This window comes from Bacillus sp. KICET-1 (genome assembly GCF_027721405.1).
Classification (GTDB): domain Bacteria; phylum Bacillota; class Bacilli; order Bacillales; family Bacillaceae; genus Bacillus; species Bacillus velezensis.
Genome location: NZ_CP113515.1, coordinates 2,432,699 through 2,457,359, shown reverse-complemented (window position 1 = coordinate 2,457,359; position 24,661 = coordinate 2,432,699). Strand labels below are relative to the sequence as shown.

Here is a 24,661-nt window from a genome sequence, read left to right as displayed (position 1 = left end):
GGCTGGGCGAAATAGACCAAAGAATGAAGACATTAAAAAAAGGGCGCCCCATTTCGGGCTGCCCTTTATTCACCGGGATTTTCGGTTTTTTTCTGTACGGATTTCAATTCTTTTTTCCGGCTTTCGTCATCTTCAAAATACTGAACGAGGTCGCCGATGCGGTCAATGCTGTTCCAGCTCAGATGATGTTCGATTCCTTCAACATCATTGTAAATCTTCTCTTCATCAACACCAATGATTCTTAAAAACTGCTCAAGCAATTCGTGTCTGTATACAAGCCGTTTGCCGATCTTTTTGCCTTTTGACGTCAATACGAGCCCGCGATATTTTTCATAAATCAAATACTCGTCTTTATCTAGTTTTTGAACCATTTTCGTTACAGAGGAGGGGTGGACTGCCAAAGCTTCCGCGATATCAGAAACCCGTGCATATCCTTTTTCTTCTATCAGCATATAAATCTGTTCAATATAATCTTCCATACTTGGTGTTGTCATAAGTAACCCTCCCAAAAAGCACCTTAACTTTATAAACCATTACAAGTTTACACTAACGGTCATGAAAAAACAAGGATGCTTCCGGTCTGTCAAGCCTTATCAGCGCTTATAATTCCATTCATCAGACGCGTATTTCGTCTCAGCCAGCTCATTGACAAATGCAAGCTCTTCAGACGTGAGTGTGTAAGGCTCAAGATGAATGTTCAGCCCTTCCTCAAAACCGGCTTTAAAAGCGATTCTGGCCTCATCCATCGTTACCCGTTTCGGCGCTAAGGCGTTGATGGCTACCGCCTTGTTTTTGAAATTCCGCTGCATGCGCTCACGGACTCTGTCGCTCGGATATAAAAACAGATCAAACAGCTTATCCTCATCAATGTCAAGCAGGATGGAACCGTGCTGAAGAATGACGCCTTTTTGGCGTGTCTGTGCGCTTCCGGCAACTTTCCGTCCTTCGACGACCAGTTCATACCACGAAGGCGCATCAAAGCAGACGGACGAGCGCGGATTTTTCAAGCTTTCTTTTTCTTTCTCCGTTCGCGGAATCGCAAAGCAGGCATCAAGTCCAAGGTTTCTGAATCCCTGCAGAATACCTTCTGAAATCACCCGGTACGCCTCTGTCACCGTGGCCGGCATTTCCGGGTGATCCTCTGAAACGATTACACTGTATGTCAATTCTTTATCATGCAGAACACCCCGTCCGCCTGTCGGTCTTCTGACAAACCCGAGGCCGTGTTTATGTACTGCGTCAAAGTTAATTTCCTTCTTAATATTTTGAAAATACCCGACAGACAAAGTTGCCGGATTCCAGCCGTAAAAACGGATCACCGGAGGAATTTTTTTTTGGCTGTGCCAATATAAAAGCGCTTCATCCAGCGCCATGTTAAATGCCGGGCTTTCATTCCCTGAGTCAATAAACCGCCATGTTTCTTTTTCCATACACTGAACCCTTCTTTATCGTTTTAATAAAATCAGTTTAACAAACTGCCTTGAAAATGAAAAATATTTCGTTTCATTAAGGATGACAATCGCTTCATGCTTTACTATAATAGTATTTGTCCCAAAACGTCCGGTAAGCCTTGTTTTCAGGAAGCAGGGTTTTGATTTTATAAGTTAAAGGAGTAGAATCGCATTGTCTAATATGATTGCTTTAATTATTGTTGCGGCGTTTATCGTTTATATGATCGTGTCGTATTTTTACCAGCAGCGTTTAATGAAAACACTTACGGAAGAGGAATTCCGCGCGGGCTACAGAAAAGCGCAGCTGATTGACGTCCGCGAACCGAATGAATTTGAAGGCGGCCATATTCTCGGCGCGCGCAACATTCCGCTGTCACAGCTGAAACAGCGCAAAAGTGAAATCCGTCCTGATAAACCCGTTTATCTGTACTGCCAAAACAATGTCCGCAGCGGACGCGCGGCACAGACGCTCCGCAAACACGGCTGTAAAGATATTTACAACCTGAAAGGCGGATTTAAAAAATGGGGCGGGAAAATTAAAGCAAAAAACTAATCATAAAAAAAGAGCTTCCGTATAAAACGGACAGCTCTTTTTTTTACACCGTGTCAGCGGCTGCCGTCAAGTGTACGTTCGTATTTTAAAACGGGCTTTCTTGCCGCCTTGGTTTCATCCATTCTTTTGACAACTGTTGTATGCGGCGCTTCCTGAACGATTTCAGGCGATTCCTCCGCTTCCCGCGCAATTTGAATCATGGCATCTATAAACGCATCTAGCGTTTCCTTTGATTCCGTTTCCGTCGGTTCGATCATGATGCTTTCTTCAACATTGAGAGGAAAATACACAGTCGGCGGATGATAGCCGAAATCCAAAAGCCGTTTGGCAATATCAAGCGTTCGTACGCCGAGCTTTTTCTGCCTTCTTCCCGATAACACAAATTCATGCTTGCAATGACGGTCATACGGGAGATCATAATAAGGCGCGAGTCTTCTCATCATATAATTTGCATTTAAAACCGCGTTTTCGGTCACAGCTTTTAAGCCGTCAGGCCCCATGGAACGGATATACGTGTAGGCTCTGACATTAATGCCGAAGTTGCCGTAATAAGGTTTTACGCGCCCGATCGACTGCGGCCGGTCATAGTCAAAAGTCAAACGCCCCTCTTTTTTCGTGAGAACGGGTTTCGGCAGATACGGAATGAATTCTTTTTTTACGCCGACCGGCCCTGAGCCAGGTCCTCCCCCGCCGTGCGGCCCGGTAAATGTTTTATGAAGATTAAGGTGAACGACGTCAAATCCCATATCTCCCGGTCTTGCTTTACTTAACACGGCATTTAAATTCGCTCCGTCATAATAAAGCTTTCCGCCGGCCTGATGGACGATTTCAGCCATTTCCGTAATGTTTTCCTCAAATAACCCGAGGGTGTTCGGATTCGTCAGCATCAGCGCCGCTGTTTCTTCATTTACCGCTCTTTTCAAATCTTCAATGTCAACCAGCCCGTGCTCATTTGACTTAACGGTAATCGTTTCAAAACCGGCGACCGTGGCGGATGCCGGATTCGTACCGTGGGCTGAATCAGGGACAATCACCTTCGTCCGTCCGAAGTCTCCCCGCGCTTCGTGATAGGCGCGGATCATCATCAGGCCGGTCCATTCGCCGTGAGCGCCCGCCGCAGGCTGCAGTGTCACCTCGTCCATGCCCGTAATTTCCTCCAAGTGTTCGCTTAAATCGTATAAAAGCTCAAGCGCCCCCTGAACCGTGTCCTCGTCCTGAAGCGGATGAATAGCGGAAAAACCTGCGATCCGGGCAATTTTTTCATTTAATTTCGGATTGTATTTCATCGTACAAGAGCCGAGCGGATAAAAGCCTGAATCAACTCCGTGGTTCCTCTTAGAAAGAGCGGTATAATGCCGCATAATATCGAGCTCTGATACTTCCGGCAGCTTTGCGTCTTCATCGCGGATATAGTCACCGGGAAGAAGACTTTCAAGCTCTGTTTCCGGCACATCAAGCTTCGGAAGGCTGTAACCGATACGCCCTTCGCGGGACATTTCAAAAATAAGCGCCTGATCTTGATTATTCATGTTGATCCCCCAATCCCGCAATAAGCGAATCGATCTCTTCTTTTGTTCTCAGCTCTGTGACGGCAATGAGCATATGCTGATTCAGTTCCGGATACGCAAGGCCTAAATCATATCCGCCGATTATGCCGTCTTGCAGGAGCCGCCGGTTTGCTTCCTTGACGGGAAGATTCAGCCTGACGGCAAATTCATTAAATATCGGGCCGTCAAATGCTACGTGCAAGCCGGCTTTTTCCGCTTGGCGTCTCGCGTAATCAGCTTTCAATATATTTTGGCGGGCCATGTCTTTGACGCCGTTTTTTCCGAGCGCCGTCATCGCGACTGAAGCCGCTAAAGCATTCAGCGCCTGATTTGAGCAAATGTTAGACGTGGCTTTGTCTCTTCTGATATGCTGCTCGCGCGCCTGAAGAGTGAGAACAAAGCCTCTTCGCCCGTTTTCATCTTCCGTTTGGCCGACAAGCCGGCCCGGCACCTTTCTCATCAGTTTTTTCGTTACTGCAAAATAGCCGCAATGCGGGCCGCCGAACGCCGCAGGTATGCCGAAAGGCTGCGCGTCCCCGACGACGATATCAGCTCCGCATGCCCCGGGCGGTGTCAAAATACCGAGCGTGAGCGGGTTTGAAGAAACAATCAGCTGGCTGTTTCCTTTATGTGCGAGCGGCTCAATGTCCTTTAACGGCTCGATTTGTCCGAAGAAGTTCGGATACTGGACGATCACGGCGGCCGTTTCATCACAAACGGCATGTTCCAATGCTTCAAGATCTGTGACGCCGTTTTTCGCGGGAACCTCTACAACCTCAATATATTGGCCCTTTGCGTATGTTTTCAAAACATCACGTGATTCCGGATGAACGGCTGCGGAAATGACGATTTTTTTCTTTTTCGTATGGCCCGACGCAAGCATCGCCGCTTCCGCCAGCGCCGTTCCCCCATCGTACATAGAGGAGTTTGCGATATCCATTCCCGTTAATTCACAGATCATCGTTTGAAATTCAAAAATCGCCTGCAGCTCTCCTTGTGAGATTTCAGGCTGATAAGGCGTATATGCCGTGTAAAACTCTGATCGGGATATCACATGATCGACGATAACCGGCTGGTAGTGATCGTACACTCCTGCACCCAGAAAAGATGCATATGTAACAGCGTCTTTATTTTTCGCCGCAAGCTTTGTCAGCTCTCTCGTCAGCTCAGTTTCTGACTTTGCTTGTTTAATGCGGTAGTCTTTTTGAAACCGTACATTTTCCGGAATATCGGCAAACAGTTCATCAATTGTTTCTGCGCCGATGGCTTTCAGCATTTCTTTTTTATCCTGTTCTGTCGCGGGCAAATATCGATGCTTCATATGACTCTCCTTTTTCAGCTCTGTTTTGGACGTTTATAAAACGGTGTGCGGACAATCTTCGCTTTTACCGTTTTTTTACGGATTTCCACTTCTACTTCCGTTCCGACTTCACTGAATTCCGTTTTGATTAAGGCAAGGCCGATATTTTTCTTTAAAGTCGGAGATTGCGTGCCTGTCGTGACTTCACCGATCGGAACACCGTCTTTTTTCACGGCGTACCCGTGTCTCGGAATCCCTTTTTCAATCATCTCAAGTCCGACCAGCTTTCGCGGGGCTCCTTTTTCTTTCTGTTCGCGCAATACAGACTTCCCGAAAAAATCGGAATCTTTCTTGTGTTTCACGGCAAATCCGATTCCGGCTTCAATCGGTGTAATATCTTTCGTCAATTCCTGACCGTATAAAGCAAGCTTCGCTTCAAATCTCAGCGTATCACGGGCGCCGAGGCCGCACGGAACGAGACCTTCATACTCTCCCGCTGCAAGTATCTCCTTAAATAGATGAACTGCATCTTCATTGCGGCAATATAACTCAAACCCGTCTTCACCGGTATAGCCTGTTCTTGAAAGCAGGACTTGTCGTCCGGCAACGTCCGCCCCATCAATAAACGTAAACGGCTTTAAGGAGGACAAATCACATTCTGTCAGCTTCGCAAGAACCGACTGAGCATTCGGCCCCTGAACGGCAAGCAGTGAAATCCCGTCAGACTGATTCGTCAGCGTGACATCGCCTTCCGCATGTTCCGTCAGCCAAGCGATGTCTTTTTCAATATTAGACGCGTTAATCACGAGCAGATAGCAGCTCCCGCTTTTCTGATAGATCAGCAAGTCATCCACCGTACCGCCGTCAGGAAAACACATGGCAGTATAGAGCGCGTTTCCCGGCTTTAAATCGGCAACGTCATTTGTCATCATTTTTTGCAGAAAAGACAGGGCGTCTTTACCGGATACTTCAACTTCCCCCATATGGGACACATCAAACAGGCCCGCTTTTGTACGGACGGCTTCATGCTCCTCTTTAATAGAAGAAAATTGAACCGGCAGCTCCCATCCTCCAAAATCAATTGTTTTTCCGCCGTATTCTTTATACACGTCATAAAGCGGTGTTCGTTTCAGCATCATCTTCCCCCTTCAGTCATTGGCGCATTGTAAAAACATATAAAAAAGGACAGAGAAACACCTCATGAAAATGAAGGTTTCTCTGTCCCGGCACCTGAAAGTTTACTTTATGAACATATCATAAAGACGTCCCCTTTGGTGGCCTGCTTCTTCTAAGTGCAGACACTCTCCAGAGTTGCGTCGAGCAAGAGTTCTTTTGCCTGAGAGATTCACTCCGCAGTTTGCTCCTTCGGCGCCCGGACGCACATCTTTCGTCCGAGTCTCTCCCCTTGCTGTCATTCGCTCATATTTACCAATTTTATGGACATACTAAAGCAATATCTTTTAGTGAAATCATTACTTATATCCTACCACCCTCACTTACGTCCGGCAACAAAAATTATGACAAATCAGTTTTTTAAAAGAAAGGCGGTTTTGTTACATATGACAGCAGAGATCATATTTGATGCAAACTGGCCGGGAGAGTTTTCTGAGCGGCTGAAAACGGACGGTCCCTGGTCAAATTGGGAGATGTACAAACTGTCGGCTGAAGTCCAGCAGACCCTTGCCATTCCTGAATTTGAAGGATTGAGGGCTCCTTTATACCTGCCCGATTTTACTCCGCTTCCCCATCAGCTTGAAGTCGCGCAGAAAGTCGTTGAAAAAATGAACGGCAAGGCGATTTTAGCTGATGAAGTGGGGCTCGGAAAAACGGTGGAAGCGGGCCTGATTTTAAAAGAATACATGATTCGCGGGCTGGCCAAAAAAATCCTGATTCTTGTGCCGGCATCACTCGTTTCCCAGTGGGTCAAAGAGCTTCAGGAGAAGTTTTTGATACCCGCTGTTGAACAGAAGAAAAGCTATGTGTGGGAACAGTGCGATATCGTCGTTTCTTCTATTGATACGGCCAAACGCTCGCCTCACAAGGACATTGTGCTTTCTATTCCGTATGATCTCGTCATTATTGACGAGGCGCACAAGCTCAAAAACAGCAAAACGAAAAATTATGAATTTGCGAGAAGTCTTGTGAAGAAATACTGCCTGCTTCTGACGGCGACGCCGATTCAAAACCGGATCGAAGAAATCTTCAATTTAGTGTCACTGTTAAAGCCCGGCCATTTAGGAAATGAAAGCGGATTTCAAGAAACCTTCAATCAGAAGGACGGGATTGACGCTCATGAGCATTTGAAAGAGCTCGTCAATAAGGTGATGATCCGCAACACGCGGAGCGACACCGGCCTTACATGGACGAAGCGCCACGTGGAAACAGTGCCGATCACCTTTTCACCGACGGAACAGGCGCTTTACGATGACATTGCCGCACTGAAAAACGGCACGGAAAAGCCCGCAAGCGCATTTTCCATTATGACGCTGCAAAGAGAGTGCTGTTCAAGCAGGGAAGCCGTGTATATGACGCTCAAAAAAATGCTTGACCAAAAAGACAAACATGCGCCCGCATTCGATGACCAGACGATCGCTAATTTAATGGACCGCATCAATCAAGTCACGCAAAACTCAAAAGCGATTCAAGTTGTTGACTTGATCCAAAAGATTAATGATAAAGTCATTATTTTTACTGAATACAGGGCGACACAGATTTACCTGCAATGGTTCCTTCAGCAGAACGGCATAAGCTCCGTTCCGTTCAGAGGCGGATTTAAACGCGGAAAAAAAGACTGGATGAAGGATCTCTTCCGCGGCAAAGTGCAGGTGCTGATCGCTACAGAAGCCGGAGGCGAAGGGATCAACCTGCAATTTTGCAACCATATAATCAATTATGACCTGCCGTGGAACCCGATGCGGCTTGAACAAAGAATCGGAAGGATTCACAGACTCGGTCAGGAAAGAGATGTCCATATCTACAATATGGCGACAAAACATACGGTGGAAGAGCATATCTTAAAACTTCTGTATGACAAAATTCATTTATTTGAAAATGTCGTCGGAGAATTAGATGACATTTTAACAAAAATCAAAGTGAGCAATTTTGAAGACCATTTGCATGATATTTTATGCCATTCGCTGACAGAGGAAGAAATGAGAATCAAAATGGACAATCTCACCTCTTTTCTGTCGTACGGTACGGACAAGCCCGCCAGAAAAAAAGGATCTTAATCTAAAAGGAGGAAGCGCGACATGAGACAGCAGGAGGTTCACGAATTTTTACTGCGCTTTTTTGAAGCGAACCACTGTCCGATTACAGAACACGGGCCGGGTTTTATGACGGTTCAGTTGACGGTCGAGATGGACAAACAAATTATGAACCGCCCGTTTTATTGGCATTGGCGTGAAAAAACGGGCGGCGAACCGAACCCGATGAAGATCACGTTCATCACTGATAAAGAAACGGCTCCGGAGGATATGGACGGCGAATTTATTTACTTTGGAGCCCCGCGCCTCTTTCAAATCTTTCAAGCAGTTAAACAAAATGGGAGATTTACAAGAATATATGAGAAAATTGTATCAGCCGGAGCCAGAGTGCCTCTTCAGCCCTGGCTGGGATTAAATGTAGTGATTTCATACCAATCCGACATGAAAAAAGACAGACTTTTGTCTTTAGGCCTGCATCTTGTTTCTGGAACAATTATAGAAGGGTTTCAGCAGAAGCTTGCACCGCTTCCGCTGACCTCGCAAATATCAGACTATTGCTTTACCATATCGCCGATGATTAAGCCGGAAAGCGGGATTAAAAGGATGGAGCATTACTTAAAAGACGCTGCCGCCAAAGAGCCGTCAGACTGGGCTGACAGCGCGATCGCCAGATGGAAAAAGGACCTCAGGCTGCTCGATCAGTTTTATGAGCAGACAGAGGAAAAACCTGAGGAATACCATTTGGAAAAACAAGCGCTGAAAGCCTTATATCAGCCGAAAATTCACATTCAGATTGAAAACGGCGGTTTATTTTTCCTGCAAAGTAATTTTTCTGGATAAGCGTTATCCATTCGACACCTTTCCCGTTTTTTCTGGAAATTCTATATTATAATAAAAGTATATAGAAAAAATTTCTGGCGTTTCGCATGCGATGAATCACTTCCAGACATGTAAAGATAAGGTCATGGCCGGATTGGCTGAAATACATAAACAAGTATTTTAGGAGGAGAAAATGCATGAAAAATGCAAAAACAGAATTTTCACAATTAGATAAGGAATGGGTTGAGCTGATATTAGAAGCCCAAAAAGCAAATATCAGCCTAGAAGAAATACGCAAATACCTGCTTTCGAATAAAAAGTCTTCTCAACATATCCAGGCAGCCAGAAGTCATACCGTAAATCCTTTCTGAATGTGCTATAATATCACAAGGAAGGTGATGACATTGATTGGCCAGCGTATTAAACAATACCGAAAAGAAAAAGGCTACTCACTATCAGAACTAGCTGAAAAAGCTGGGGTAGCGAAGTCTTATTTAAGCTCAATAGAACGAAATTTACAGACGAACCCCTCCATTCAATTTCTCGAAAAAGTCTCCGCTGTTCTGGACGTCTCGGTTCATACTTTACTTGATGAAAAACATGAAACCGAATACGATGGTCAATTAGATAGTGAATGGGAGAAATTAGTTCGCGATGCAATGACATCCGGGGTATCAAAAAAACAATTTCGTGAATTTTTAGATTATCAAAAATGGAGAAAAGCGCAAAAAGAGGAGTAGTGCCGCCATATGTGCACAACTCCTCTTTTAACTGTCCGACTTTCGGATTAGTTTTTATCCTCACTGTGAGCCTTTTCATTTTCCTTGACGTAACCGTCTTTATCCGTATGATCTTTCGTAATGGTCAAGCCGTTCCATTGCGTTGCTTCAAAAGAGAATTGAAGAGAAATCGCATTGCCTTGGAACTTGTTTTGCACACTTAATCCGTCCGCAGTTTTTGCGGTGTCATTTTTAAATTGGATTTCCATTCTCACCTGGTCATAATCAGCAGGCGTTTTCGGAACTCCGTCGTACTCAGGAGCTGTTTTGCCGTTAATGGTTGCTACATTGACTTTTCCGCTCCCACTCAGGAATTTCGGATCAATGTGCTTGCTGATCGCTTCGGCAGCTGCTTTATCCTGTTTTGTTGACATTAAGTATAAGTCTTTCAGGCTGGCCGCCTTCAAAATGATATTTTTAGGATAGCCGTTGCCCCCTTCTTTACCGACTGTCAGAACCGTAATTTCAAACTGGCTGAGGAAATCCTCCGCAGATTCATTTCCTTTCTTTGCTCCTTTAAAGTCAGTAAAATTCAAAGCCATCAGCACTTCTTTAATGGCAAGTGAACCGTTGTTTCTGAATTCGAAATCTTTCGTCAATTTATCGCCTGGTTTTAAGTTTGACAAATTGACATTGGCTGATTGTTCTTTAGCCGATAAATCAAGTGTTCCTGACGCAAATGTAGCGTCCGTCGACTTCACATCATTAAATGCGGCCCATGTGCCTCCTCCTACTAATGCTAAACCGAGTGCGGCTGAGGCAACGCCCAAGCTTAATTTCTTTTTCATACCCATGTTTGTACTCTCCCCTTACTTTTTATTTTTGTTATCAAATCCTGTCGCCAGGTTGCAACCGTATTCATGTGGAGATGGTTCCCTTTTTTGCATGTTCTTCCAGCGCTTTCGTTTTCCGCTCAATATCGCGGAGGGCGCTGATAATGACTGTTATTGAGTAAATCAAAAGCATGACGCCGGGAACGATTAACAGAATCGCCGTTCCGATCGGCTGGCTGGCCAAATGTATGACATATCCGGCATACGGAAGCTGATATCCCGTATACTGGGCCGCCACTTTTTCAGCTTGAACGGGTGCGGCATCCGGGGCGGCATTATGGTCCCCTTTTGTCTCAAACAGCAGGTTCCCGTCCTTTTTTGTGATCCCGATTATTCTGTGTGTGACGGCTGTTCCGTCATCTTGCGTAAAGGTGATCACATCCCCTTTTTTTAAGTCATTCACGTCAGAAATTTTCTTTACCGCTATGAGCGAACCCGTCTTAAATTCCGGGTCCATTGAACCCGACAGCACGGATTTCAGCGTATAGCCGAAAATGGCCGGCTCACCCCCGGAAGCCCGGGTCGAAATCACCGTTAACGTCAGCACAATAATCAAGCTGAAGATGACGGCATACAAAATATTACTGATCAGTTTCAGCGTTTTTTTCATGTTCTTCCCCGCTTTCTTTTACCGGCTCAGCCGGCTCTTTCTCCGTTTTCTTTAGATCGGAAACGGTCGCCTGTTCCCGGCATTTGACGAGTTTCATCGGTTTTGACCACTCAAATTTTTCTTCGTCGGCCGGGTACCCTTCAGGCTTGTAAACCTTGAATGCGTATATGCCCGGCTGCAAAGACCGTTTTGACTCAATTTTATAAATCGTTTTGCTTTTTTTATCAGTAATAAGCCCTTTATCCACAACATTGCCGTTTCGTAAAGGCTGCTGCTGAGAAGTGATTTTATGGAGCTCCCATTTCCAGTCAGAAACAGTCCGCTCTTTTCCCTTATTCTCCAGCTCGGCATAGAGCTGAAGCGGCGCACACACGGTGCCTGACGTATCAGTTTGATTTGTTATATGTAAATCACTTTGATCCCAGCGTTCGTCATAACGGCAATCGTCATCCGTATATTGAAAATCTCCGCAAGTTTGAACCGGGAGACTGAAGCTTTTCACATCATTGAAGGAGGAACTTGTATCACCTGTGAACTGAGCACATATCATCACGGACAGGCAAAAAATGAACGAAAGCCGTAAAAATAGCATCATCCGCCATCTCACCTTGCCCTTTTTTTCCATTCGCAACAATCGGAACATGCCTTACCCCCTGTAAAACTGTTAATAAATATGACAACCGTTCTCTTTAAAGAACTGTATGAACAAAGTATAATCAAGGATTATCGTCTTGAAAAATGTCAAATTCGGTCAAATTGTTCGTTTTTGAGAATGGTATCTTTCAAAAACATCGTTTTGCTTCAAATTACACACCTTTTTGGAATTTTTTCTAATAAAACGTGAGAAAATAACGAGGTGCCTAGCACAAAATGGAAAGTATATACAGCGAAAGGACGAAGAATGATGATCAAACAAAGTCTGATTTGCCTTTCTCTTCTTGTTTTCGGGGTTTCAGGAACAGCTCAGGCGGAAACGGTGCCTTATTATGCTGTTCACCATAAATCAAAATGGGAAAAGTTAGCAGAAAAAGAAGCTAAAAAAAGATATCCGCTCGCCCAAACGTTATTTATTCAAAAGGTGTGGGACCGGAAAAGAACGGATGAAGCAGTCAAGCAATACCACTTGACATTGCGGGATGGCGCAAAAGAATTTGGTGTGTTCGTTACGATTTCTTTTAATCCCTACAGCCAAAAAGTAAATAAAATTGCCGTCATTGAGGAATACCAATAAGGCCCTCCTGTATCAGGAGGACCTTTCGTGTGATTCAACTTTATTTTTTCCGCTGCATCCACAGCTTAAAACTGTACGGCAATATTCCGAACCAGTGCTGAGAAGCCGGCACTTTCTTTTCTTTCCGCACTTCTTTTCGCTCTCTCCGTTCCTGTTTCGGCGTATCGAAATATTTAACGAATTGCTCAGTCATATATTTTACATAATCATTTGTTTTCACGGCTCTCACCTCATAGTGCTGTCTTTACTATGAAGTGTTGTCCCGCCGCCTCTTTTTTATACTTCCGTCCATTGAATCAGCTGTTTCTTCTTCTGATCGAACAAAAGGTGAGCCTCCCGTCTCGTGCCTGTCGTGGTTTCCGCCTGAATTGTAACCTGAACCGTTTCCCTTCGATCACTCCCGGTGATGTGAAAAGAAACGGTGCCGTACGGAAAACGCTGTGTACCAGTTTGGCCCTTTTGTCCCTGTGTCATATGGCGGCTTGACAGCAGCGCGCCGTTTTGGAGCAGGTTCTCTCCGATCCAGTACTCCCCGGCCTCTTTTGCAAATGTTTTTCGGGTGATGAAATCAGATGAAGTATAGCTGATGACAAGTAAAACTGCGGCAGAAACAAACAGAACCGCGGGATATATAAAACCGTCAGATTTGTACATTTAATCACCTTTAAAAGAGCTGTAAACCGGAATGACCGCCTGATTCTTTTTACCTGTAACGCTTGAGATCTCTAATAAGAGCAGGCCATTTTTCACATCAGCCGTTAATGATGCCGCGTTTTGCAGGATCGGCACGTGGCCTTTTCCGTTTACTCTTTTCCTTATCATCTTATGATAAATTTCAAAACGCACTTCTTCGCCTCCTGTTTTCCGGCATGCTAACGCCCGTCCGCCGTCCGCCGGCTTCACAGTCTCAGCCTGTTTACATTCGTTCATGATCTGCTGAACGGCAATTTGATGCTCCCGGCTGTCTAATCCGCCGTTATCGGTCCGGTTTGATAAGAACAGATGTAAAATCGGGCCCAGGGTGCCTGATAGGAAAAGACAGACTGCCAAGGAGAACAAAACATTAAGAAGCGTAAAGCCAGTCTGTTTTGAGAATGCTGAGGCACATTTCTTTTTCGCCGGGGTCAGCCGCACACACTTTGTAATACTCACCATCCTCCTTCCACTTCACACCGGGAGACGGCGGCTTTTTTCCGGTCATCATATAAGTGCTGATATGTTTCTGAAGAAGCTGGTACGCTTCCTGGCGATCTTCTATTTTCAGGCCATCTGTCAGCATGCCCGTCCAGACCGGAATGATAGACGTCATAAGGAACAGCCAAATGGCCATTGCTGATAGCGTTTCAATAGTAGAGAACCCCTTATTTCCGTTTAGCATGGACATTTCCGCTCCCTAAGTAAACTGTGATCTCATAGGTGAACCCGGCGCTCTTCAATTGTATCTTTCCTCCCGAATTCGGATGGCCTTTTTCGTTAAATTCAAGGCTCTCCGGTAAAGTCACAAGCGTAATGTGAAGCGAATCAAAAGAACGCTCGACAATCCTTCCGCCTGACTGCAGTTTGTATTTATGCTCTTTTGGAAGAAAAGTGATTTTTGTTCTTTTATGTTCTGCGATAGCCGTTTCCTGAGCAAGCTGAATATCTTTTTGGAGCTGTTCTGTTTTTTGCCGCACGGCAAGGTGGGTGCAGACCGGCGGAACCGTCGTGAACAAAACCGTCAGCAGGACGGACGCCAGGCTTAACACAATCAGGCTTTCAAGAAGGGTAAACCCATTTTCTGTCCGCCTGTTATTGTTCAACTGTAACTTCTCCGCCACTAATTAAGATCTGTTTACCATTCGGGCAGGCTGTATTCTTTTTGATATACCCCTCTGATTGTAAATCGTTCATATCCGGCATTTTACCTTCATGGTCGATTTCGTACGCCGTCACTTGGGCTTTCACCATATTCTGCAGTCCTTCACAGCCTTTACGCTGAATGCTTTGATTATGTTTTGTAACGTTAGGAATGGTGATTAAAAGCAGAATGGAAACGATAAATAAAACAATCAGCATTTCAATTAAAGTAAATCCATCTTGATTTTTCAGACGAAGCACTCCCTTACATTTGGTTCATCATCTGGTACATCGGCATCAGCATTGACATGTAGACAATTAAAATCATACCGGCCACAACACCGTAAATGACAGGCTGGAGAATGCCGGTATACTTCGCCGCGTTTTGTTCAAGACGCTCCATCATAAACTGGCTGTACGTATAAAGTTCGCGGTGAAGCCGGCCGTTTGCCTGTCCGTGGCTGACTGCAGCCGCAAGGTCTTTTTCATAGCACGGATGCCCGGAAAGAGCGGATTCTATGGTTTCTCCGGCTTTCAGACGTGTAATGAGCATCTCTGCTTCTTCACGATAAAAAGGCAGAAAAGATTGTTCTTTAAAAGCTGTTAAGCTGTCATAGATAGAAAGGCCGGATTTCAGAAGACTGCTGAGCTGTAAAGAGAAAAAGTAGCTGTTAAAAAGAACGGCCGCTTTTCCTAATAGGGGGATTTTCACAACAATCAGCATTTTATCTTGCGGGGATTTTTTCTTACATAAGAACCAAACGTACAAAAACAAGCAGAAAGCGGCGGACAGCGCCAGTGCGCAGGCTTCATGAAAATGCCGAAAAAACGCAAAGATCAAAGCAGTCGCACCGGATGTATTCATATTCATTGATTGATAAATCCCAGAAAACTGCGGAATGATTAAACTTTGCAGGATATAAAACATGACACAGACGGAAGATATTAAAAACATCGGATACCGGAGCATTTTTTTGATTTGATTCGTCTGCATGAGCTTTCTCTGTAACAAGTCGCCGCTTTGTTTCATCGCCCCCGGCAATTCCCCGTGTTTCTCAGCGAAATAGCAGATAGAGACGGCTTCTTTGTGAAAAGACAGTGCCTCAAGCACTTGGTAAAACGCATCACCTTCCCTCAGCCGTCGGATTCCGTCCGTCAGCTCTGCAAGCTGACGTTTATGCAGCTGGAGTTTCAGCAGTCTGAGCCCTTCAATCAGACTGTATCCTTTTTCCGTCATTTCACCGAGCCTTTTCAAAAAAGCCGCTTGATCCTTCAACGGCCAGGTTCGTTTAATCCGCTTCATGATACACCCACCGATCGTAATTGTCGGTCGTGACATAGCCGAGAGCGATTCCTTTTCTGATCAGCCTGCGGAGCGTCTGATATTGAAAATTGGCGTGCTCTCCCTTTGCTTCCTGAAAGCATTGGGTGAGGTTTTTCCCGTAGAGCAGTTCATAAATGCCCGCACGGCGTGTCTGCCTGTACATCCGGCAGTACACGGAACAGTTTTCCTCTTTGCAGAACGGACATGTTAAATCAACCAGACGCTGAGCGGCAATAGCAATGACGGTTTGTTCAATTTCTGTCATGTTCACGCCAAACTCCAGCAGCCTGTATATGGCGCCCTTAGCATCTCTTGTATGCAGGCTTGAAAGAACGAGGTGTCCCGTCATGGCGGCGCGGACTGCGATTTCAGCCGTCTCGGCATCCCTGATTTCCCCTAAGATGATCATATCGGGATCATGTCTTAAAATCGCTTTTAAACCGGCGGAATATGTGACTCCGGCTTTTTCATTCACCTGAACTTGCAGCACATCCTCATCTCTTGTTTCTACGGGGTCTTCAAGCGTGACAATCCGCCGGTTGAAATGCCGTTTTGCATAGTTGACAAGCGAGTAAAGAGTGGTCGTTTTTCCAGATCCGGTCGGGCCGGTAAACAGAAGCAGGCCGTGCGAATGCTTCAGAAAGGACAATAATGCGGCGCCCGCCCCCCGAAATAAAGACAGTTTATCCAGAGGGGGAATCTGCCGCTTAGGCAAAAGCCTGATGACAAGACTTTCATCATTCATTGTCGGCAAGGTTGACATTCTCAAATGAACGGTTTCTGTCGGAAGCGGCAGAGACAATGACCCGTTTTGCGGCTTTCGTCTTTCTCCTATATCCATGGCCGATAAAAACTTGAAATGAGAAATAAGCCTTACACATTCCTCTTTTTTTAAGACTCTTTTTTTCACAAGAGCATGGCCGATGCGAAAATGAATGAAAGCATCCCTTTCTCTCGGCACAATGTGTATATCTGAAGCCCTTGCCGTATAGGCCTCGTTTATGATGTTCCTGCTGTATGTTTCAATATTTTTCACAAGACTTCCCTCCTTCCGCACGTATTGTAAATCAGATACATAAAAGCCGGCAAAGGAGAGATTATGCGTTTTACACTGTGTAAAACGCAAAAAAATAAAAAACAAGCCCCCTGACATTGATTTACCGAATGAAATCCGGAACCATTCGGCCATTTTCAGCCATCAAAAAAAGCAGGCGAATGCCTGCTCTTCTTAGCGTTTCTTTTCTTTCCGCAAATATTTTTTTTGATGCTCCCTCAAAATGTCCCCTGTCCAGCCTTTGTGCCGCAGATAAATATAAATCAGCAGGGTTGATACAATAATGAGCACGATGGAACAGATATACGCATATTTCCAATGAAGCTCCGGCATGTTATCAAAGTTCATCCCCCAGAGAGCTCCAAGCGCCGTCATCGGTGTAAAGAGTGTTGTAAAGATCGTCAAGGCTTTCACAATTTCATTTCCTCTTTGGGAGGTAATGACTTCCTCGGCGTGCAGCAGATTGCTCAATTCCTGATCAAACTCATTGATATATGTAATTCCTCTTTCCATCTTTTGATGAGCTCTGAGGTAATCTTTCTGCCTGTCATTTTTCGGAAGAAAAGCTTCTTTTAAAGCCATTTCTACTTTTTTAGCCCCCAGTGTAAGACCTTTCCAAATGAACAGCTCATGGCGCAGTTTATGCACATTTTCCAAGATTCCTTTGCTGTTGTCATCATGAATCTGCCATTTCAGCGTCCGCTGCTTGACTTCAAATTCATCCAGTCCGATCAGATAGGAATTCATCAGCTCTCCCAGTAAAACGAAAAAGCCTTCAATCGGATTTTCACAGGTTTGAATCTGCTGTGTGGCATGCTTTTCTTTTACACCGCGCAACAGCGAAAAATCAAAATTAATTGTAAAAAAGAAGTCTCTCGTAATATAAAAGTGAAATACGGTATGGTTTTTTTCATCATCTAATCCTTGATGATAGATTAAAGAACCGAAAACCGCTTCATTATTCTGATCATTTGTATCTGAGCGCAGAAAGTTTATATGATTTTCATGTTCAAACCACTTTTCGCATTGCGGCCAGTGATTGTGATGGATCATTTTTTTCGCTTCCGTTTTTTCATGCGGACCGAGCTGGTACCACAGCCAGTCCGCACCCGAATGTACCTTCATCTCTTGTCATCCTCCAGTATCGCTTTCTTGTTTTATTACCGTAAATGAAGCAGACTAAACCAGGTTCGATGTTTGAGCAGCCTTCTACAGTGGTATTATTCCGAAAAAAGGGAGGTGCAAGCCTTCCTTCGCGGAAGGCGTTACATTGTATATCATCAAACTATCTGCCATCGTACTATTTATTTTATTGACGGCGTGTTTTGTCGCCATAGAGTTTTCAATCGTTAAAGCAAGGCGCTCCCGCATTAATCAGCTCATTGAGGAAAATGTAAAAGGAGCAAAAGCAGCCAAGCATGTCATTACACACCTCGATGAATATTTATCGGCGTGCCAATTGGGCATCACCGTCACCGCTTTGGGGATCGGCTGGCTGGGTGAACCGACAGTCAAAGCAATGCTTCAGCCGTTATTTTTAAAAACCGGAGTTCACGAAGCGGTTGCCCAAGTACTGTCATTGATCATCGCCTTTCTGCTGGTTACATATGTGAATGTCGTCATCGGCGAACTCGCCCCGAAAAGTTTTGCTATCCAAAAAGCCGAGCGGATTACACTTTTATCTGCCAGACCGATGATTTTGTTTTATAAGTTAATGTTTCCGTTCATCTGGCTGCTCAATCATTCCGCCCGCCTGATTACAGCAATGTTCGGCTTGAAGCCTGCTTCCGAACATGAAATGGCTTATACGGAAGAGGAATTGCGGGTGCTCCTTGCCGAAAGCTATCGAAGCGGCATGATTAAAAAAAGCGAGCTGCATTACGTAAATAACATTTTTACATTTGATAAGCGCACTGCCAAAGAAATTATGGTGCCCCGGAATGAAATGGTGAGCCTGCCGTTAGACAGCGGATCGGGACATATGCTCCGGGACATTATCAAAACAAATAAATATACCCGGTATCCCGTAGTAAAAGGAGATAAAGATCATGTAGTCGGCATCATCAATATAAAAGAAGTTTTATTCAGATTCCTGTCAGAAGGAGCGGCGTTTACAAAACACGAACTCAGCCCTTACATCCAGCCGGCGATCCACGTGATTGAGACGATTCCGATTTATCAATTATTCGTTAAAATGCAGCGGGAACACGCCCATATGGCCATTCTCATTGATGAGTACGGCGGAACCGCGGGATTAGTAACGGCGGAAGATATCATTGAAGAGATCGTCGGCGAAATCCGCGACGAATTTGATACGGATGAAACACCTTCCGTTCAAAAGCTTGGGAAGAACCGCTATCTCCTGAACGCCAAATTGCTGATCAGTGAAGTCAATGATGTACTCGGAACAGAGATTACGGCTGATCAAGTCGATACACTCGGGGGCTGGTTTCTTACTCAGCATATTGACGCGAAGCCCGGGAGCACCATTGATTTTGAAGGCTACACATTTACGGTAAAAGAAATCGACAGCCATCATATCATGACGATTGAAGCTGACAAAGCTGAATAGCTGAGGGAGAAATCCTCCCCGGCCATTCAGCTTTTTATCATCTTAATGATTCTTTTACGATAAATCCGTTTTTTGCCAGCGCCTTCGCCAGACTCTGCTCTGTTTTCACCTGAGAAAAATCGATGCCGAGCTTCACGACGGTCTGCGCGATTTCCGGCCTGATGCCTGAGATTGTCGTTTCTATGCCAAGAAGTTTTGTGCTGTCAATCACTTTAAAAATCTGATAAGCGACCATCGTATCCACAATCGGCACACCTGATATATCTAAAAATAAATAAGAAAGCCGGAGTGAAGAACATTGATCAAGCACCGATTCCAAAATCATTTTTGCCCGGTAGGTGTCAATTTCGCCGACGAGCGGCAAAATTCCAATACCGTCGGCAATCGGCATAATCGGCGCGCTTAGTTCGTTAATCATTTCTTTTTGGGCGTTTAATTGTGTAACCGTCACTTTATAATATTCCTCTGTAAATACTTCAATCATATGGTCAATTGCTTTGTTCAGCTTCTCTCCCCAATGGAATACCGCATTCGCCCCAGGCTTCTCAGACATTTTTTCACAGCATGTCTGTATGCGGTTCCAGACCAATCTCCGGAATTCTTTAAAGCTCGTGACGCTTTCATAGACCGGTACTTCATGGACGGCCCGGTCCCTTGCGAACTGAAGCGCCCATTTTGTCAGCTCCTCTTCCCCGCCGTCTTTTTCCGATAGAATGCCGGCAACGATTTCAATTAACAGACGGTGCTGCATTTCCGCTTTCTGATCGTCTGAAGGCCGCCCCGATTTTGGTATGAGCAGCCACTGGCGTGTGATTTCACCTGATTCTTCAATTAAGGTTCGAGATAATGTTTCGTTCAAATGTTTCACGGGTCTCCTCCATTCAAATTCCTTTGTATGTATAAATCGGCGCCGGACGAACATACTGTAATTACATCCGATGGGCTATAGCCAAGCGGTAAGGCAATGGACTTTGACTCCGTGATCGTTGGTTCGAATCCAGCTAGCCCAGTCCCGCAACCGCAAAAAACGAAGATTAGCTGATAAATTTTGATCAGCGGATCTTCGTTTTTCTCTTATGATACAGATTGATGTACCGTTTTTTTCTTCGTCAGCTTCATCAGTTCTCCCGGATTGTATCCGATAACGAGCTTATTGCGATCGATCAGAATCGGACGCCGCAGCAGTTTCGGCTTCTCAGTCAAAAGCTTCAGCACTTCATTTACAGTCATTTCTTCAATGTTCAGGTTGAGGTTTTTAAATGTTTGGCTTCTCGTCGCCAATATTTCATCAATTCCTTCAGTCGTTAATGATAAGATCTGCTTCAATTCATCAATTGTCGGTGTCTCCCTGAATAGATGGCGCTCTTGAAAGTCAACATTGTGGGCTTTTAACCAATGTTTCGTTTTTCGGCATGATGTGCAGCTCGGGTATGAATAAAAAATAAGTTCTTTCATTTTTAAAAATTCCTCCCTCGGATAATCCGTCTCTTTGTTAACATAAGTACCCTGAACTTTTTTTCATTAAACATATTTCAAAAAAATTTTTCGGATCTTTTTCAGAGAGCGGCATAAGATATAAAACACAGGGAAAGACATAAATTCCACAATAAATATAATCATGAAAATGTTTACATTTCGAGTGCCGATCTATTATAATAAACTTCAGATAGACTCTCGGGAGGGGATAAGGAATGAATCGCATGTTCCGGGTGTTAGGATTTTGGACGGGGATATTTGCAGTCATGTTTTTTTTAGGGGGCATGAAAGACGCTTCTCTTTTGTTTTTTGGACAGACGATCTTTTTCGTATTTCTTTCTTATTTGAATCTGACTGAGCGGATGTATATTTATATTTTCGGAGCTTACTTAACCGTATTTTTCGCCGGATTTACATATTACTCAATTTTTATTATGACACCGGGCGGCGGAACCCACTGACAGAAAAAGACAGACCGATTAGGTCTGTCTTTTTTCATTTACAGTGAAAAACCATTAATAAACGGGTTTCGCTCCTGCTCTGTCTGGATATCCGTTTCCGGCCCGTGTCCGCTTAATACAAGTGTATGTCCGGGAAGCGTGAGCAGTTTTTGATGAATGGAATCAAGCAATACGTTCTGACTTCCGCCGTGTAAATCAGTGCGGCCGATGCCTCCCTGAAAGAGCACATCACCTGAAATCACCAGATCCGCGTCCTTCACATAATAAGAAACGCTTCCCGGTGAATGTCCCGGCGTAAACAATGTCTCCAAATGGAAAGGCCCGATGTCCAAAATGCCGTCGCCTTCGATCAGCCGTTCAGCGGGCCGTGCCGTTACGGCGATGCCCCGCAATATGCCTGATCCGTTTAAAGAAGAGTCCTCCAGCCACTTTTCTTCATTTTTGTGAAGATATACGGGAACGTCCCATCTGTCTCTTACTTCGTCAAGCGCGCCGATATGGTCAAAATGAGCGTGCGTCAGTAAGATGGCCAGCGGCTTCAGATTGTTTTCTTTTATGTAATTGTTGATTTTGTCCGCTTCCCCGCCCGGATCAAAAATAAGACAGGACTGATCCTCACTGACGAGAAAATACGCGTTTGCCTGAATCGGACCGGCCGGCATTCGTCTCCATTTCACTTTCATCACCTCTTTATGTATATGCCCTTATTATGAAGGTTTTCTGCGGAAGATTCAATGAATGCGGCCGGGAAAACGCTATCGACAAACAAAATGAAAACGGTTAAAATGAAATGGAAAGATTTTCAGGTTCCAATGACAAAGGAGGAGCATCATGTTACTTGTTGTAATCTTCGGCCTTGTCGCATTATTAGCTGTATTAGGAGTCCTGCGGGCTGTCAGACAGAGAAATATCCTGGGATTTTTGTTAGCCGCCGCCACGCTGGGCGTGTTTGGCTGGTTTACCGTAATGACCGTTGTAACCAGCGGCTATCCGACTGCACATTAAAAGCCTGTATCCAATGGATACAGGCTTATTTTTTATTGCTGCAAATGTTTGCTGACACTTTTGATTTTGCTCTCCAGCGTTGTTTCTTTATCACGTCTGTCATCAATGCGGATATTTGTCGCCACTCTGTGCAGCCCTTTTTGGAACGGAGCTTCGTGAATGTCCTGAATGACTGCGAATAAGTCGCTCAGCTCACCTTCAATCAACGTGTTCATCGGCGTGAGCTGAAATTTGATTTTGCCGGCAGCTTTGTAACCCTCCAAAATGTTTTGCACATCCGCTACATACTCACTGACGCTCGGTGTTTTTGTTCCGATCGGAATGATTGTCACATCTGCAATTGCCATTTGGTTCAAACTCCTTTTTCATTTGTTATGATTGGTTCTGTCATGCCTGTTTTCAGTGAAATCAGACGGTCATACGTAAAGCCGTATAAAGCGTATTCCCCGTTCGGAGAGATCTGAATCGGCTCCATTTCCGTGTTTTTGAGCACCGTCCGCTCCCGTTCGTCTCCTAAGTCAAAGCTGATCAGATTGTAAGAGCGGCCTTCAGGCTTAAATATGTAAAACCGCTTGTGTGTCTGATCGTAATCATATTCCATCGGCGCAAAGCTCTTATACTTTTCTTGGAGAGGAAATCGGTGTGTCACGGATGCCGGCTTTTGGAAAAGGAACTCGCCGTCTCCGTCCGATTGATCCGTTTGTCTGACGGCAATCGTCATGCCCGGGCGGGAATCGGCCCAGATGACGTGATGAAGCACTCTTTTTTCTTTTTTTGTCTGCAAGTCATAAGAATATAAAGGACCCTCTTCCTCCGTTTTCCCTTGCTTGATATATTGGAATTCATCAGTGGAGGTCCAATGGACAAAAGGGGCCTGAACGGGACTCTTTTTTAAAATGCCGTTGTTCATATCGGCCGTATAGGCTGTGAAGTCCCATGTTTCAGTAAAAACGGTAATCATCATTTGATACGGGTCATACGGATTCCAAGCCGTCTCCAGCTCATAAGAGTTAAAGGCTTTGTGATAAAGTCTTTTCCCCTGCTTGTTCATAAGCACAAGCTCAGTCTGACCGCTGCTTGTCACCTGTACGAGAATCAGCTGTTTTTTCCGGCTGATCTTTACATTGACAATATGGCCCTTTGTTTCATAGAGCCGTTCGGATTTTCCGCTGAAAAGATCATATTTCATCAGCTGATGATGTGCTGTATACAGAATCGTTCTGTTATCCAGCCATCCTTCCGTTTTCTCCGCTTCCTTTTTACTGAGCGGAACGATTTTCTGTTCTGCTGATTTTGCCGAAACGCCTGTGTCTTGCTGCTGATGAGATGGTTCACAGGCCGCTAAACACAGAACGAATGCGGACAGCAGAACACAAACCAAGTATCTCACCAGCCTTCCCTCCATTCTTTTCTATTGTCCCATATTTGTTTATGTAAACAAATGAGAAATTTCACAGATGTCTCAAAAAACAAGCGACCTCCACAAAATACCTTCCGTCGCTTGATAAATATCAGCAAACTGATGAAAAGGCAAAGGGTTTTTTCCCTTCCCAAGCTCAATGGTATAGCCCTCTTTTCCATACTGTTGTATAAACCAATCCCTAAAACCGGCATGGCTGTCAATGGTTTTAACGCCTTGATAGCGGTTTCCGCTTATCGCTTCAAACTCCCGAATCATCTGAGATGATTGCTCCGGTTCACATCCTTCGTATCCCCAATAAATCTCTTCTCCCTGCGTATGAAGCGCGATCAGCCGATCAGGCGGCTGATCCGTTATCAGCCGATGCATCGCCTGCGCCTCCGGTTCAGTGAGCGGCGCCGTTCCCGGAAAATCACGGTATGAAGGGGCTTTCGGTTTGCGCCTTTGTTCAATATCCCAATTGGATGGGAAATGTTTATTTAAATCCACACCGTTTATATTCGCCTTCCATTCGCGGTAATCCGGGCGGTGCTCATTTAATTGATTAAGAAATTCATTTTTTTCTGATAAATCTTCACATCCGTAAAGTACGAGATCAACACCGTCGGGATTTACGAGCGGAACGAATGACAATGATGTCAGGCTGAATATATCAAGCGCAGAGTTCCCGAAAACAGTTTTATTTTCGCATAATGCCGCGCAATATTCTTTACACCATTTAAGCGCGACCGAGGTGGTGATCCATTCATTGGCATGAAATGAGGCGTTTACATGGACTTTTCTTTCAGCCGTATCCGCACCTATTTTCAGCTCATAAAGCGGCTTTCCCAATACGGAACTGCCGATTTTACGGCACGTGACAAACGGAAAGACATCCGTTATTTTCTCAATTTCTTCATAAACCGATTGGGAGCCGTACACCTTTTCTTCCTTCACCCATTGATCATCGGAAAGAATCCTTTCACAGTGCCGGATGTATCGCGAAAGCCCGCTCAGCGTCTCAAGCGGCGGCCCCTCTGACTGCCCGCTCACGGCAAAGCCGGGACAAAATAATTCATCGCTTTCCGCCGTTTTATCAGCGGCTTTCAACAGTTTTTCATCAATTGAAAGCACCTTTGCAATATCTTTCATATGCTGTTTCAATTCAGGTTTGACACGAATTCCCGCCATGTTCATCCCCCTTT

General features: G+C 44.9%; 32 protein-coding genes, 1 tRNA gene and 1 riboswitch. Of the genes, 10 read left to right on the top strand and 23 right to left on the bottom strand.

Translation table 11 applies throughout. The features are described 5' to 3' along the window. Window positions 1–65: 65 nt before the first annotated feature. Together mntR and OVA33_RS12740 are read right to left on the bottom strand one after the other, a co-directional pair. Window positions 66–494 carry a transcriptional regulator MntR gene (gene mntR / locus OVA33_RS12745; RefSeq protein WP_007408338.1) on the bottom strand — a complete coding sequence of 143 codons (429 nt, stop codon included), beginning with the start codon at window positions 492–494 and terminating at the stop codon, window positions 66–68. A 99-nt stretch (window positions 495–593) separates the two neighbouring features. After that, the gene (locus OVA33_RS12740; protein ID WP_003153114.1) at window positions 594–1,430 is read right to left on the bottom strand and encodes a lipoate--protein ligase family protein; all 837 of its coding nucleotides are present in this window, start codon (window positions 1,428–1,430) and stop codon (window positions 594–596) included. Window positions 1,431–1,623: 193 nt separating this feature from the next. Here OVA33_RS12740 and OVA33_RS12735 point away from each other — a divergent pair, with 193 nt between their 5' ends. Continuing rightward, window positions 1,624–2,004 (top strand): rhodanese-like domain-containing protein, encoded by a 381-nt coding sequence (locus OVA33_RS12735; protein ID WP_007408335.1) that lies wholly within the window; start codon window positions 1,624–1,626, stop codon window positions 2,002–2,004. 53 nt (window positions 2,005–2,057) lie between these two features. On the opposite strand, the gene gcvPB is transcribed toward OVA33_RS12735, so the two are convergent. The 3 genes from gcvPB to gcvT are packed head-to-tail and all read right to left on the bottom strand — an operon-like array spanning window position 2,058 to window position 5,987. Further along, on the bottom strand, window positions 2,058–3,533 hold the full coding sequence (gene gcvPB / locus OVA33_RS12730) for an aminomethyl-transferring glycine dehydrogenase subunit GcvPB (RefSeq protein ID WP_025649853.1): 1,476 nt from the start codon (window positions 3,531–3,533) through the stop codon (window positions 2,058–2,060). Continuing rightward, window positions 3,526–4,872 (bottom strand): aminomethyl-transferring glycine dehydrogenase subunit GcvPA, encoded by a 1,347-nt coding sequence (gcvPA, locus tag OVA33_RS12725; RefSeq protein WP_017418133.1) that lies wholly within the window; start codon window positions 4,870–4,872, stop codon window positions 3,526–3,528. Before gcvPA ends, gcvPB begins: the two co-directional genes overlap by 8 nt. Window positions 4,873–4,886: 14 nt before the next feature. Further along, on the bottom strand, window positions 4,887–5,987 hold the full coding sequence (gene gcvT, locus OVA33_RS12720; protein ID WP_017418134.1) for a glycine cleavage system aminomethyltransferase GcvT: 1,101 nt from the start codon (window positions 5,985–5,987) through the stop codon (window positions 4,887–4,889). A gap of 178 nt (window positions 5,988–6,165) precedes the next feature. Continuing rightward, a riboswitch (glycine riboswitch) is annotated at window positions 6,166–6,266 on the bottom strand. 144 nt (window positions 6,267–6,410) lie between these two features. On the opposite strand from gcvT, the gene OVA33_RS12715 reads away from it, so the two are divergent. The 4 genes from OVA33_RS12715 to sinR all read left to right on the top strand — a co-directional run bounded on the left by OVA33_RS12715 (window position 6,411) and on the right by sinR (window position 9,616). Next, window positions 6,411–8,081, top strand: coding sequence for a DEAD/DEAH box helicase (locus tag OVA33_RS12715; RefSeq protein WP_021494309.1), 1,671 nt, complete (start codon window positions 6,411–6,413; stop codon window positions 8,079–8,081). Between the two features lie 21 nt (window positions 8,082–8,102). Beyond that, window positions 8,103–8,897 (top strand): YqhG family protein, encoded by a 795-nt coding sequence (locus OVA33_RS12710; protein WP_014418368.1) that lies wholly within the window; start codon window positions 8,103–8,105, stop codon window positions 8,895–8,897. Between the two features lie 176 nt (window positions 8,898–9,073). Beyond that, a complete protein-coding gene (gene sinI / locus OVA33_RS12705; protein WP_014418369.1) occupies window positions 9,074–9,247 on the top strand; it encodes an anti-repressor SinI in 174 nt (57 codons plus the stop codon). Between the two features lie 33 nt (window positions 9,248–9,280). Beyond that, a complete protein-coding gene (sinR, locus tag OVA33_RS12700; protein WP_003153104.1) occupies window positions 9,281–9,616 on the top strand; it encodes a transcriptional regulator SinR in 336 nt (111 codons plus the stop codon). A 47-nt stretch (window positions 9,617–9,663) separates the two neighbouring features. Here sinR and tasA read toward each other — a convergent pair whose 3' ends face one another. The 3 genes from tasA to tapA form a co-directional block, all read right to left on the bottom strand. Beyond that, entirely contained in the window at window positions 9,664–10,449 is a 786-nt protein-coding gene (tasA, locus tag OVA33_RS12695; RefSeq protein ID WP_017418136.1) for a biofilm matrix protein TasA, read from the bottom strand. Between the two features lie 64 nt (window positions 10,450–10,513). After that, window positions 10,514–11,098 (bottom strand): signal peptidase I SipW, encoded by a 585-nt coding sequence (gene sipW, locus OVA33_RS12690; protein WP_014418370.1) that lies wholly within the window; start codon window positions 11,096–11,098, stop codon window positions 10,514–10,516. Then, entirely contained in the window at window positions 11,070–11,741 is a 672-nt protein-coding gene (gene tapA, locus OVA33_RS12685; protein ID WP_025649852.1) for an amyloid fiber anchoring/assembly protein TapA, read from the bottom strand. The genes sipW and tapA overlap by 29 nt, the downstream gene beginning before the upstream one ends. Before the next feature lie 258 nt (window positions 11,742–11,999). Here tapA and OVA33_RS12680 point away from each other — a divergent pair, with 258 nt between their 5' ends. Further along, a complete protein-coding gene (locus OVA33_RS12680) occupies window positions 12,000–12,329 on the top strand; it encodes a DUF3889 domain-containing protein (protein WP_012117979.1) in 330 nt (109 codons plus the stop codon). 40 nt (window positions 12,330–12,369) lie between these two features. Here the strand turns inward: OVA33_RS12680 and OVA33_RS12675 are convergent, their stop codons facing one another. From OVA33_RS12675 to OVA33_RS12635, 9 genes are all read right to left on the bottom strand, one after another. Further along, window positions 12,370–12,549, bottom strand: a complete 180-nt coding sequence (locus OVA33_RS12675; protein WP_003153093.1) for a YqzE family protein — start codon at window positions 12,547–12,549, stop codon at window positions 12,370–12,372. A 56-nt stretch (window positions 12,550–12,605) separates the two neighbouring features. Further along, entirely contained in the window at window positions 12,606–12,983 is a 378-nt protein-coding gene (comGG, locus tag OVA33_RS12670; RefSeq protein WP_017418138.1) for a competence type IV pilus minor pilin ComGG, read from the bottom strand. Then, the gene (comGF, locus tag OVA33_RS12665) at window positions 12,984–13,379 is read right to left on the bottom strand and encodes a competence type IV pilus minor pilin ComGF (RefSeq protein WP_025649850.1); all 396 of its coding nucleotides are present in this window, start codon (window positions 13,377–13,379) and stop codon (window positions 12,984–12,986) included. 13 nt (window positions 13,380–13,392) lie between these two features. After that, window positions 13,393–13,707, bottom strand: coding sequence for a competence type IV pilus minor pilin ComGE (comGE, locus tag OVA33_RS12660; RefSeq protein ID WP_017418140.1), 315 nt, complete (start codon window positions 13,705–13,707; stop codon window positions 13,393–13,395). Beyond that, entirely contained in the window at window positions 13,691–14,128 is a 438-nt protein-coding gene (gene comGD, locus OVA33_RS12655) for a competence type IV pilus minor pilin ComGD (protein WP_007612572.1), read from the bottom strand. The genes comGE and comGD overlap by 17 nt, the downstream gene beginning before the upstream one ends. Further along, window positions 14,118–14,426 (bottom strand): competence type IV pilus major pilin ComGC, encoded by a 309-nt coding sequence (gene comGC, locus OVA33_RS12650; protein WP_014418376.1) that lies wholly within the window; start codon window positions 14,424–14,426, stop codon window positions 14,118–14,120. Before comGC ends, comGD begins: the two co-directional genes overlap by 11 nt. A 4-nt stretch (window positions 14,427–14,430) precedes the next feature. Next, entirely contained in the window at window positions 14,431–15,468 is a 1,038-nt protein-coding gene (comGB, locus tag OVA33_RS12645) for a competence type IV pilus assembly protein ComGB (RefSeq protein WP_053284924.1), read from the bottom strand. Continuing rightward, a complete protein-coding gene (gene comGA, locus OVA33_RS12640) occupies window positions 15,455–16,525 on the bottom strand; it encodes a competence type IV pilus ATPase ComGA (RefSeq protein ID WP_012117985.1) in 1,071 nt (356 codons plus the stop codon). Before comGA ends, comGB begins: the two co-directional genes overlap by 14 nt. A 192-nt stretch (window positions 16,526–16,717) precedes the next feature. Then, window positions 16,718–17,668, bottom strand: coding sequence for a magnesium transporter CorA family protein (locus tag OVA33_RS12635; protein ID WP_014418379.1), 951 nt, complete (start codon window positions 17,666–17,668; stop codon window positions 16,718–16,720). A 145-nt stretch (window positions 17,669–17,813) separates the two neighbouring features. On the opposite strand from OVA33_RS12635, the gene OVA33_RS12630 reads away from it, so the two are divergent. Continuing rightward, window positions 17,814–19,115 (top strand): hemolysin family protein, encoded by a 1,302-nt coding sequence (locus tag OVA33_RS12630; protein ID WP_025649848.1) that lies wholly within the window; start codon window positions 17,814–17,816, stop codon window positions 19,113–19,115. Window positions 19,116–19,152: 37 nt separating this feature from the next. Here OVA33_RS12630 and OVA33_RS12625 read toward each other — a convergent pair whose 3' ends face one another. After that, window positions 19,153–19,983 (bottom strand): STAS domain-containing protein, encoded by an 831-nt coding sequence (locus tag OVA33_RS12625; protein ID WP_025649847.1) that lies wholly within the window; start codon window positions 19,981–19,983, stop codon window positions 19,153–19,155. A 71-nt stretch (window positions 19,984–20,054) separates the two neighbouring features. Between OVA33_RS12625 and OVA33_RS12620 the strand changes: the two genes are divergently transcribed. Next, window positions 20,055–20,125: transfer RNA gene (locus tag OVA33_RS12620), tRNA-Gln, on the top strand. Between the two features lie 64 nt (window positions 20,126–20,189). On the opposite strand, the gene OVA33_RS12615 is transcribed toward OVA33_RS12620, so the two are convergent. Beyond that, entirely contained in the window at window positions 20,190–20,570 is a 381-nt protein-coding gene (locus OVA33_RS12615) for a Spx/MgsR family RNA polymerase-binding regulatory protein (RefSeq protein ID WP_003153079.1), read from the bottom strand. A 236-nt stretch (window positions 20,571–20,806) separates the two neighbouring features. Here OVA33_RS12615 and OVA33_RS12610 point away from each other — a divergent pair, with 236 nt between their 5' ends. Then, complete coding sequence (locus OVA33_RS12610; protein WP_003153078.1) at window positions 20,807–21,052, top strand: DUF2626 domain-containing protein; 246 nt, start codon at window positions 20,807–20,809, stop codon at window positions 21,050–21,052. Between the two features lie 38 nt (window positions 21,053–21,090). Here the strand turns inward: OVA33_RS12610 and OVA33_RS12605 are convergent, their stop codons facing one another. Then, complete coding sequence (locus OVA33_RS12605; protein ID WP_017418145.1) at window positions 21,091–21,729, bottom strand: MBL fold metallo-hydrolase; 639 nt, start codon at window positions 21,727–21,729, stop codon at window positions 21,091–21,093. 154 nt (window positions 21,730–21,883) lie between these two features. On the opposite strand from OVA33_RS12605, the gene OVA33_RS12600 reads away from it, so the two are divergent. After that, window positions 21,884–22,057, top strand: coding sequence for a DUF2759 domain-containing protein (locus tag OVA33_RS12600; RefSeq protein ID WP_003153076.1), 174 nt, complete (start codon window positions 21,884–21,886; stop codon window positions 22,055–22,057). Between the two features lie 32 nt (window positions 22,058–22,089). On the opposite strand, the gene OVA33_RS12595 is transcribed toward OVA33_RS12600, so the two are convergent. The 3 genes from OVA33_RS12595 to OVA33_RS12585 all read right to left on the bottom strand — a co-directional run bounded on the left by OVA33_RS12595 (window position 22,090) and on the right by OVA33_RS12585 (window position 24,647). Further along, window positions 22,090–22,404 (bottom strand): MTH1187 family thiamine-binding protein, encoded by a 315-nt coding sequence (locus OVA33_RS12595; protein ID WP_003153073.1) that lies wholly within the window; start codon window positions 22,402–22,404, stop codon window positions 22,090–22,092. A 5-nt stretch (window positions 22,405–22,409) separates the two neighbouring features. Beyond that, window positions 22,410–23,447 carry a YqgU-like beta propeller domain-containing protein gene (locus OVA33_RS12590; RefSeq protein ID WP_017418146.1) on the bottom strand — a complete coding sequence of 346 codons (1,038 nt, stop codon included), beginning with the start codon at window positions 23,445–23,447 and terminating at the stop codon, window positions 22,410–22,412. 72 nt (window positions 23,448–23,519) lie between these two features. Further along, window positions 23,520–24,647, bottom strand: coding sequence for a M14 family metallopeptidase (locus OVA33_RS12585; protein WP_128974107.1), 1,128 nt, complete (start codon window positions 24,645–24,647; stop codon window positions 23,520–23,522). Window positions 24,648–24,661 lie beyond the last annotated feature (14 nt).

What these genes read in the sequence shown, in the direction of transcription:
- gcvPA (WP_017418133.1), bottom strand. Translation starts at nt 4,872, where the DNA reads ATGAAGCATCGATATTTGCCCGCGACAGAACAGGATAAAAAAGAAATG.
- tapA (WP_025649852.1), bottom strand. Translation starts at nt 11,741, where the DNA reads ATGTTCCGATTGTTGCGAATGGAAAAAAAGGGCAAGGTGAGATGGCGG.
- OVA33_RS12585 (WP_128974107.1), bottom strand. Translation starts at nt 24,647, where the DNA reads ATGGCGGGAATTCGTGTCAAACCTGAATTGAAACAGCATATGAAAGAT.
- OVA33_RS12740 (WP_003153114.1), bottom strand. Translation starts at nt 1,430, where the DNA reads ATGGAAAAAGAAACATGGCGGTTTATTGACTCAGGGAATGAAAGCCCG.
- OVA33_RS12710 (WP_014418368.1), top strand. Translation starts at nt 8,103, where the DNA reads ATGAGACAGCAGGAGGTTCACGAATTTTTACTGCGCTTTTTTGAAGCG.
- OVA33_RS12635 (WP_014418379.1), bottom strand. Translation starts at nt 17,668, where the DNA reads ATGAAGGTACATTCGGGTGCGGACTGGCTGTGGTACCAGCTCGGTCCG.
- OVA33_RS12595 (WP_003153073.1), bottom strand. Translation starts at nt 22,404, where the DNA reads ATGGCAATTGCAGATGTGACAATCATTCCGATCGGAACAAAAACACCG.
- gcvT (WP_017418134.1), bottom strand. Translation starts at nt 5,987, where the DNA reads ATGCTGAAACGAACACCGCTTTATGACGTGTATAAAGAATACGGCGGA.
- mntR (WP_007408338.1), bottom strand. Translation starts at nt 494, where the DNA reads ATGACAACACCAAGTATGGAAGATTATATTGAACAGATTTATATGCTG.
- comGG (WP_017418138.1), bottom strand. Translation starts at nt 12,983, where the DNA reads ATGTACAAATCTGACGGTTTTATATATCCCGCGGTTCTGTTTGTTTCT.
- tasA (WP_017418136.1), bottom strand. Translation starts at nt 10,449, where the DNA reads ATGGGTATGAAAAAGAAATTAAGCTTGGGCGTTGCCTCAGCCGCACTC.
- OVA33_RS12615 (WP_003153079.1), bottom strand. Translation starts at nt 20,570, where the DNA reads ATGAAAGAACTTATTTTTTATTCATACCCGAGCTGCACATCATGCCGA.
- sinI (WP_014418369.1), top strand. Translation starts at nt 9,074, where the DNA reads ATGAAAAATGCAAAAACAGAATTTTCACAATTAGATAAGGAATGGGTT.
- comGE (WP_017418140.1), bottom strand. Translation starts at nt 13,707, where the DNA reads ATGCTAAACGGAAATAAGGGGTTCTCTACTATTGAAACGCTATCAGCA.
- gcvPB (WP_025649853.1), bottom strand. Translation starts at nt 3,533, where the DNA reads ATGAATAATCAAGATCAGGCGCTTATTTTTGAAATGTCCCGCGAAGGG.
- OVA33_RS12610 (WP_003153078.1), top strand. Translation starts at nt 20,807, where the DNA reads ATGAATCGCATGTTCCGGGTGTTAGGATTTTGGACGGGGATATTTGCA.
- sipW (WP_014418370.1), bottom strand. Translation starts at nt 11,098, where the DNA reads ATGAAAAAAACGCTGAAACTGATCAGTAATATTTTGTATGCCGTCATC.
- OVA33_RS12600 (WP_003153076.1), top strand. Translation starts at nt 21,884, where the DNA reads ATGTTACTTGTTGTAATCTTCGGCCTTGTCGCATTATTAGCTGTATTA.
- comGB (WP_053284924.1), bottom strand. Translation starts at nt 15,468, where the DNA reads ATGAAGCGGATTAAACGAACCTGGCCGTTGAAGGATCAAGCGGCTTTT.
- OVA33_RS12680 (WP_012117979.1), top strand. Translation starts at nt 12,000, where the DNA reads ATGATGATCAAACAAAGTCTGATTTGCCTTTCTCTTCTTGTTTTCGGG.
- OVA33_RS12715 (WP_021494309.1), top strand. Translation starts at nt 6,411, where the DNA reads ATGACAGCAGAGATCATATTTGATGCAAACTGGCCGGGAGAGTTTTCT.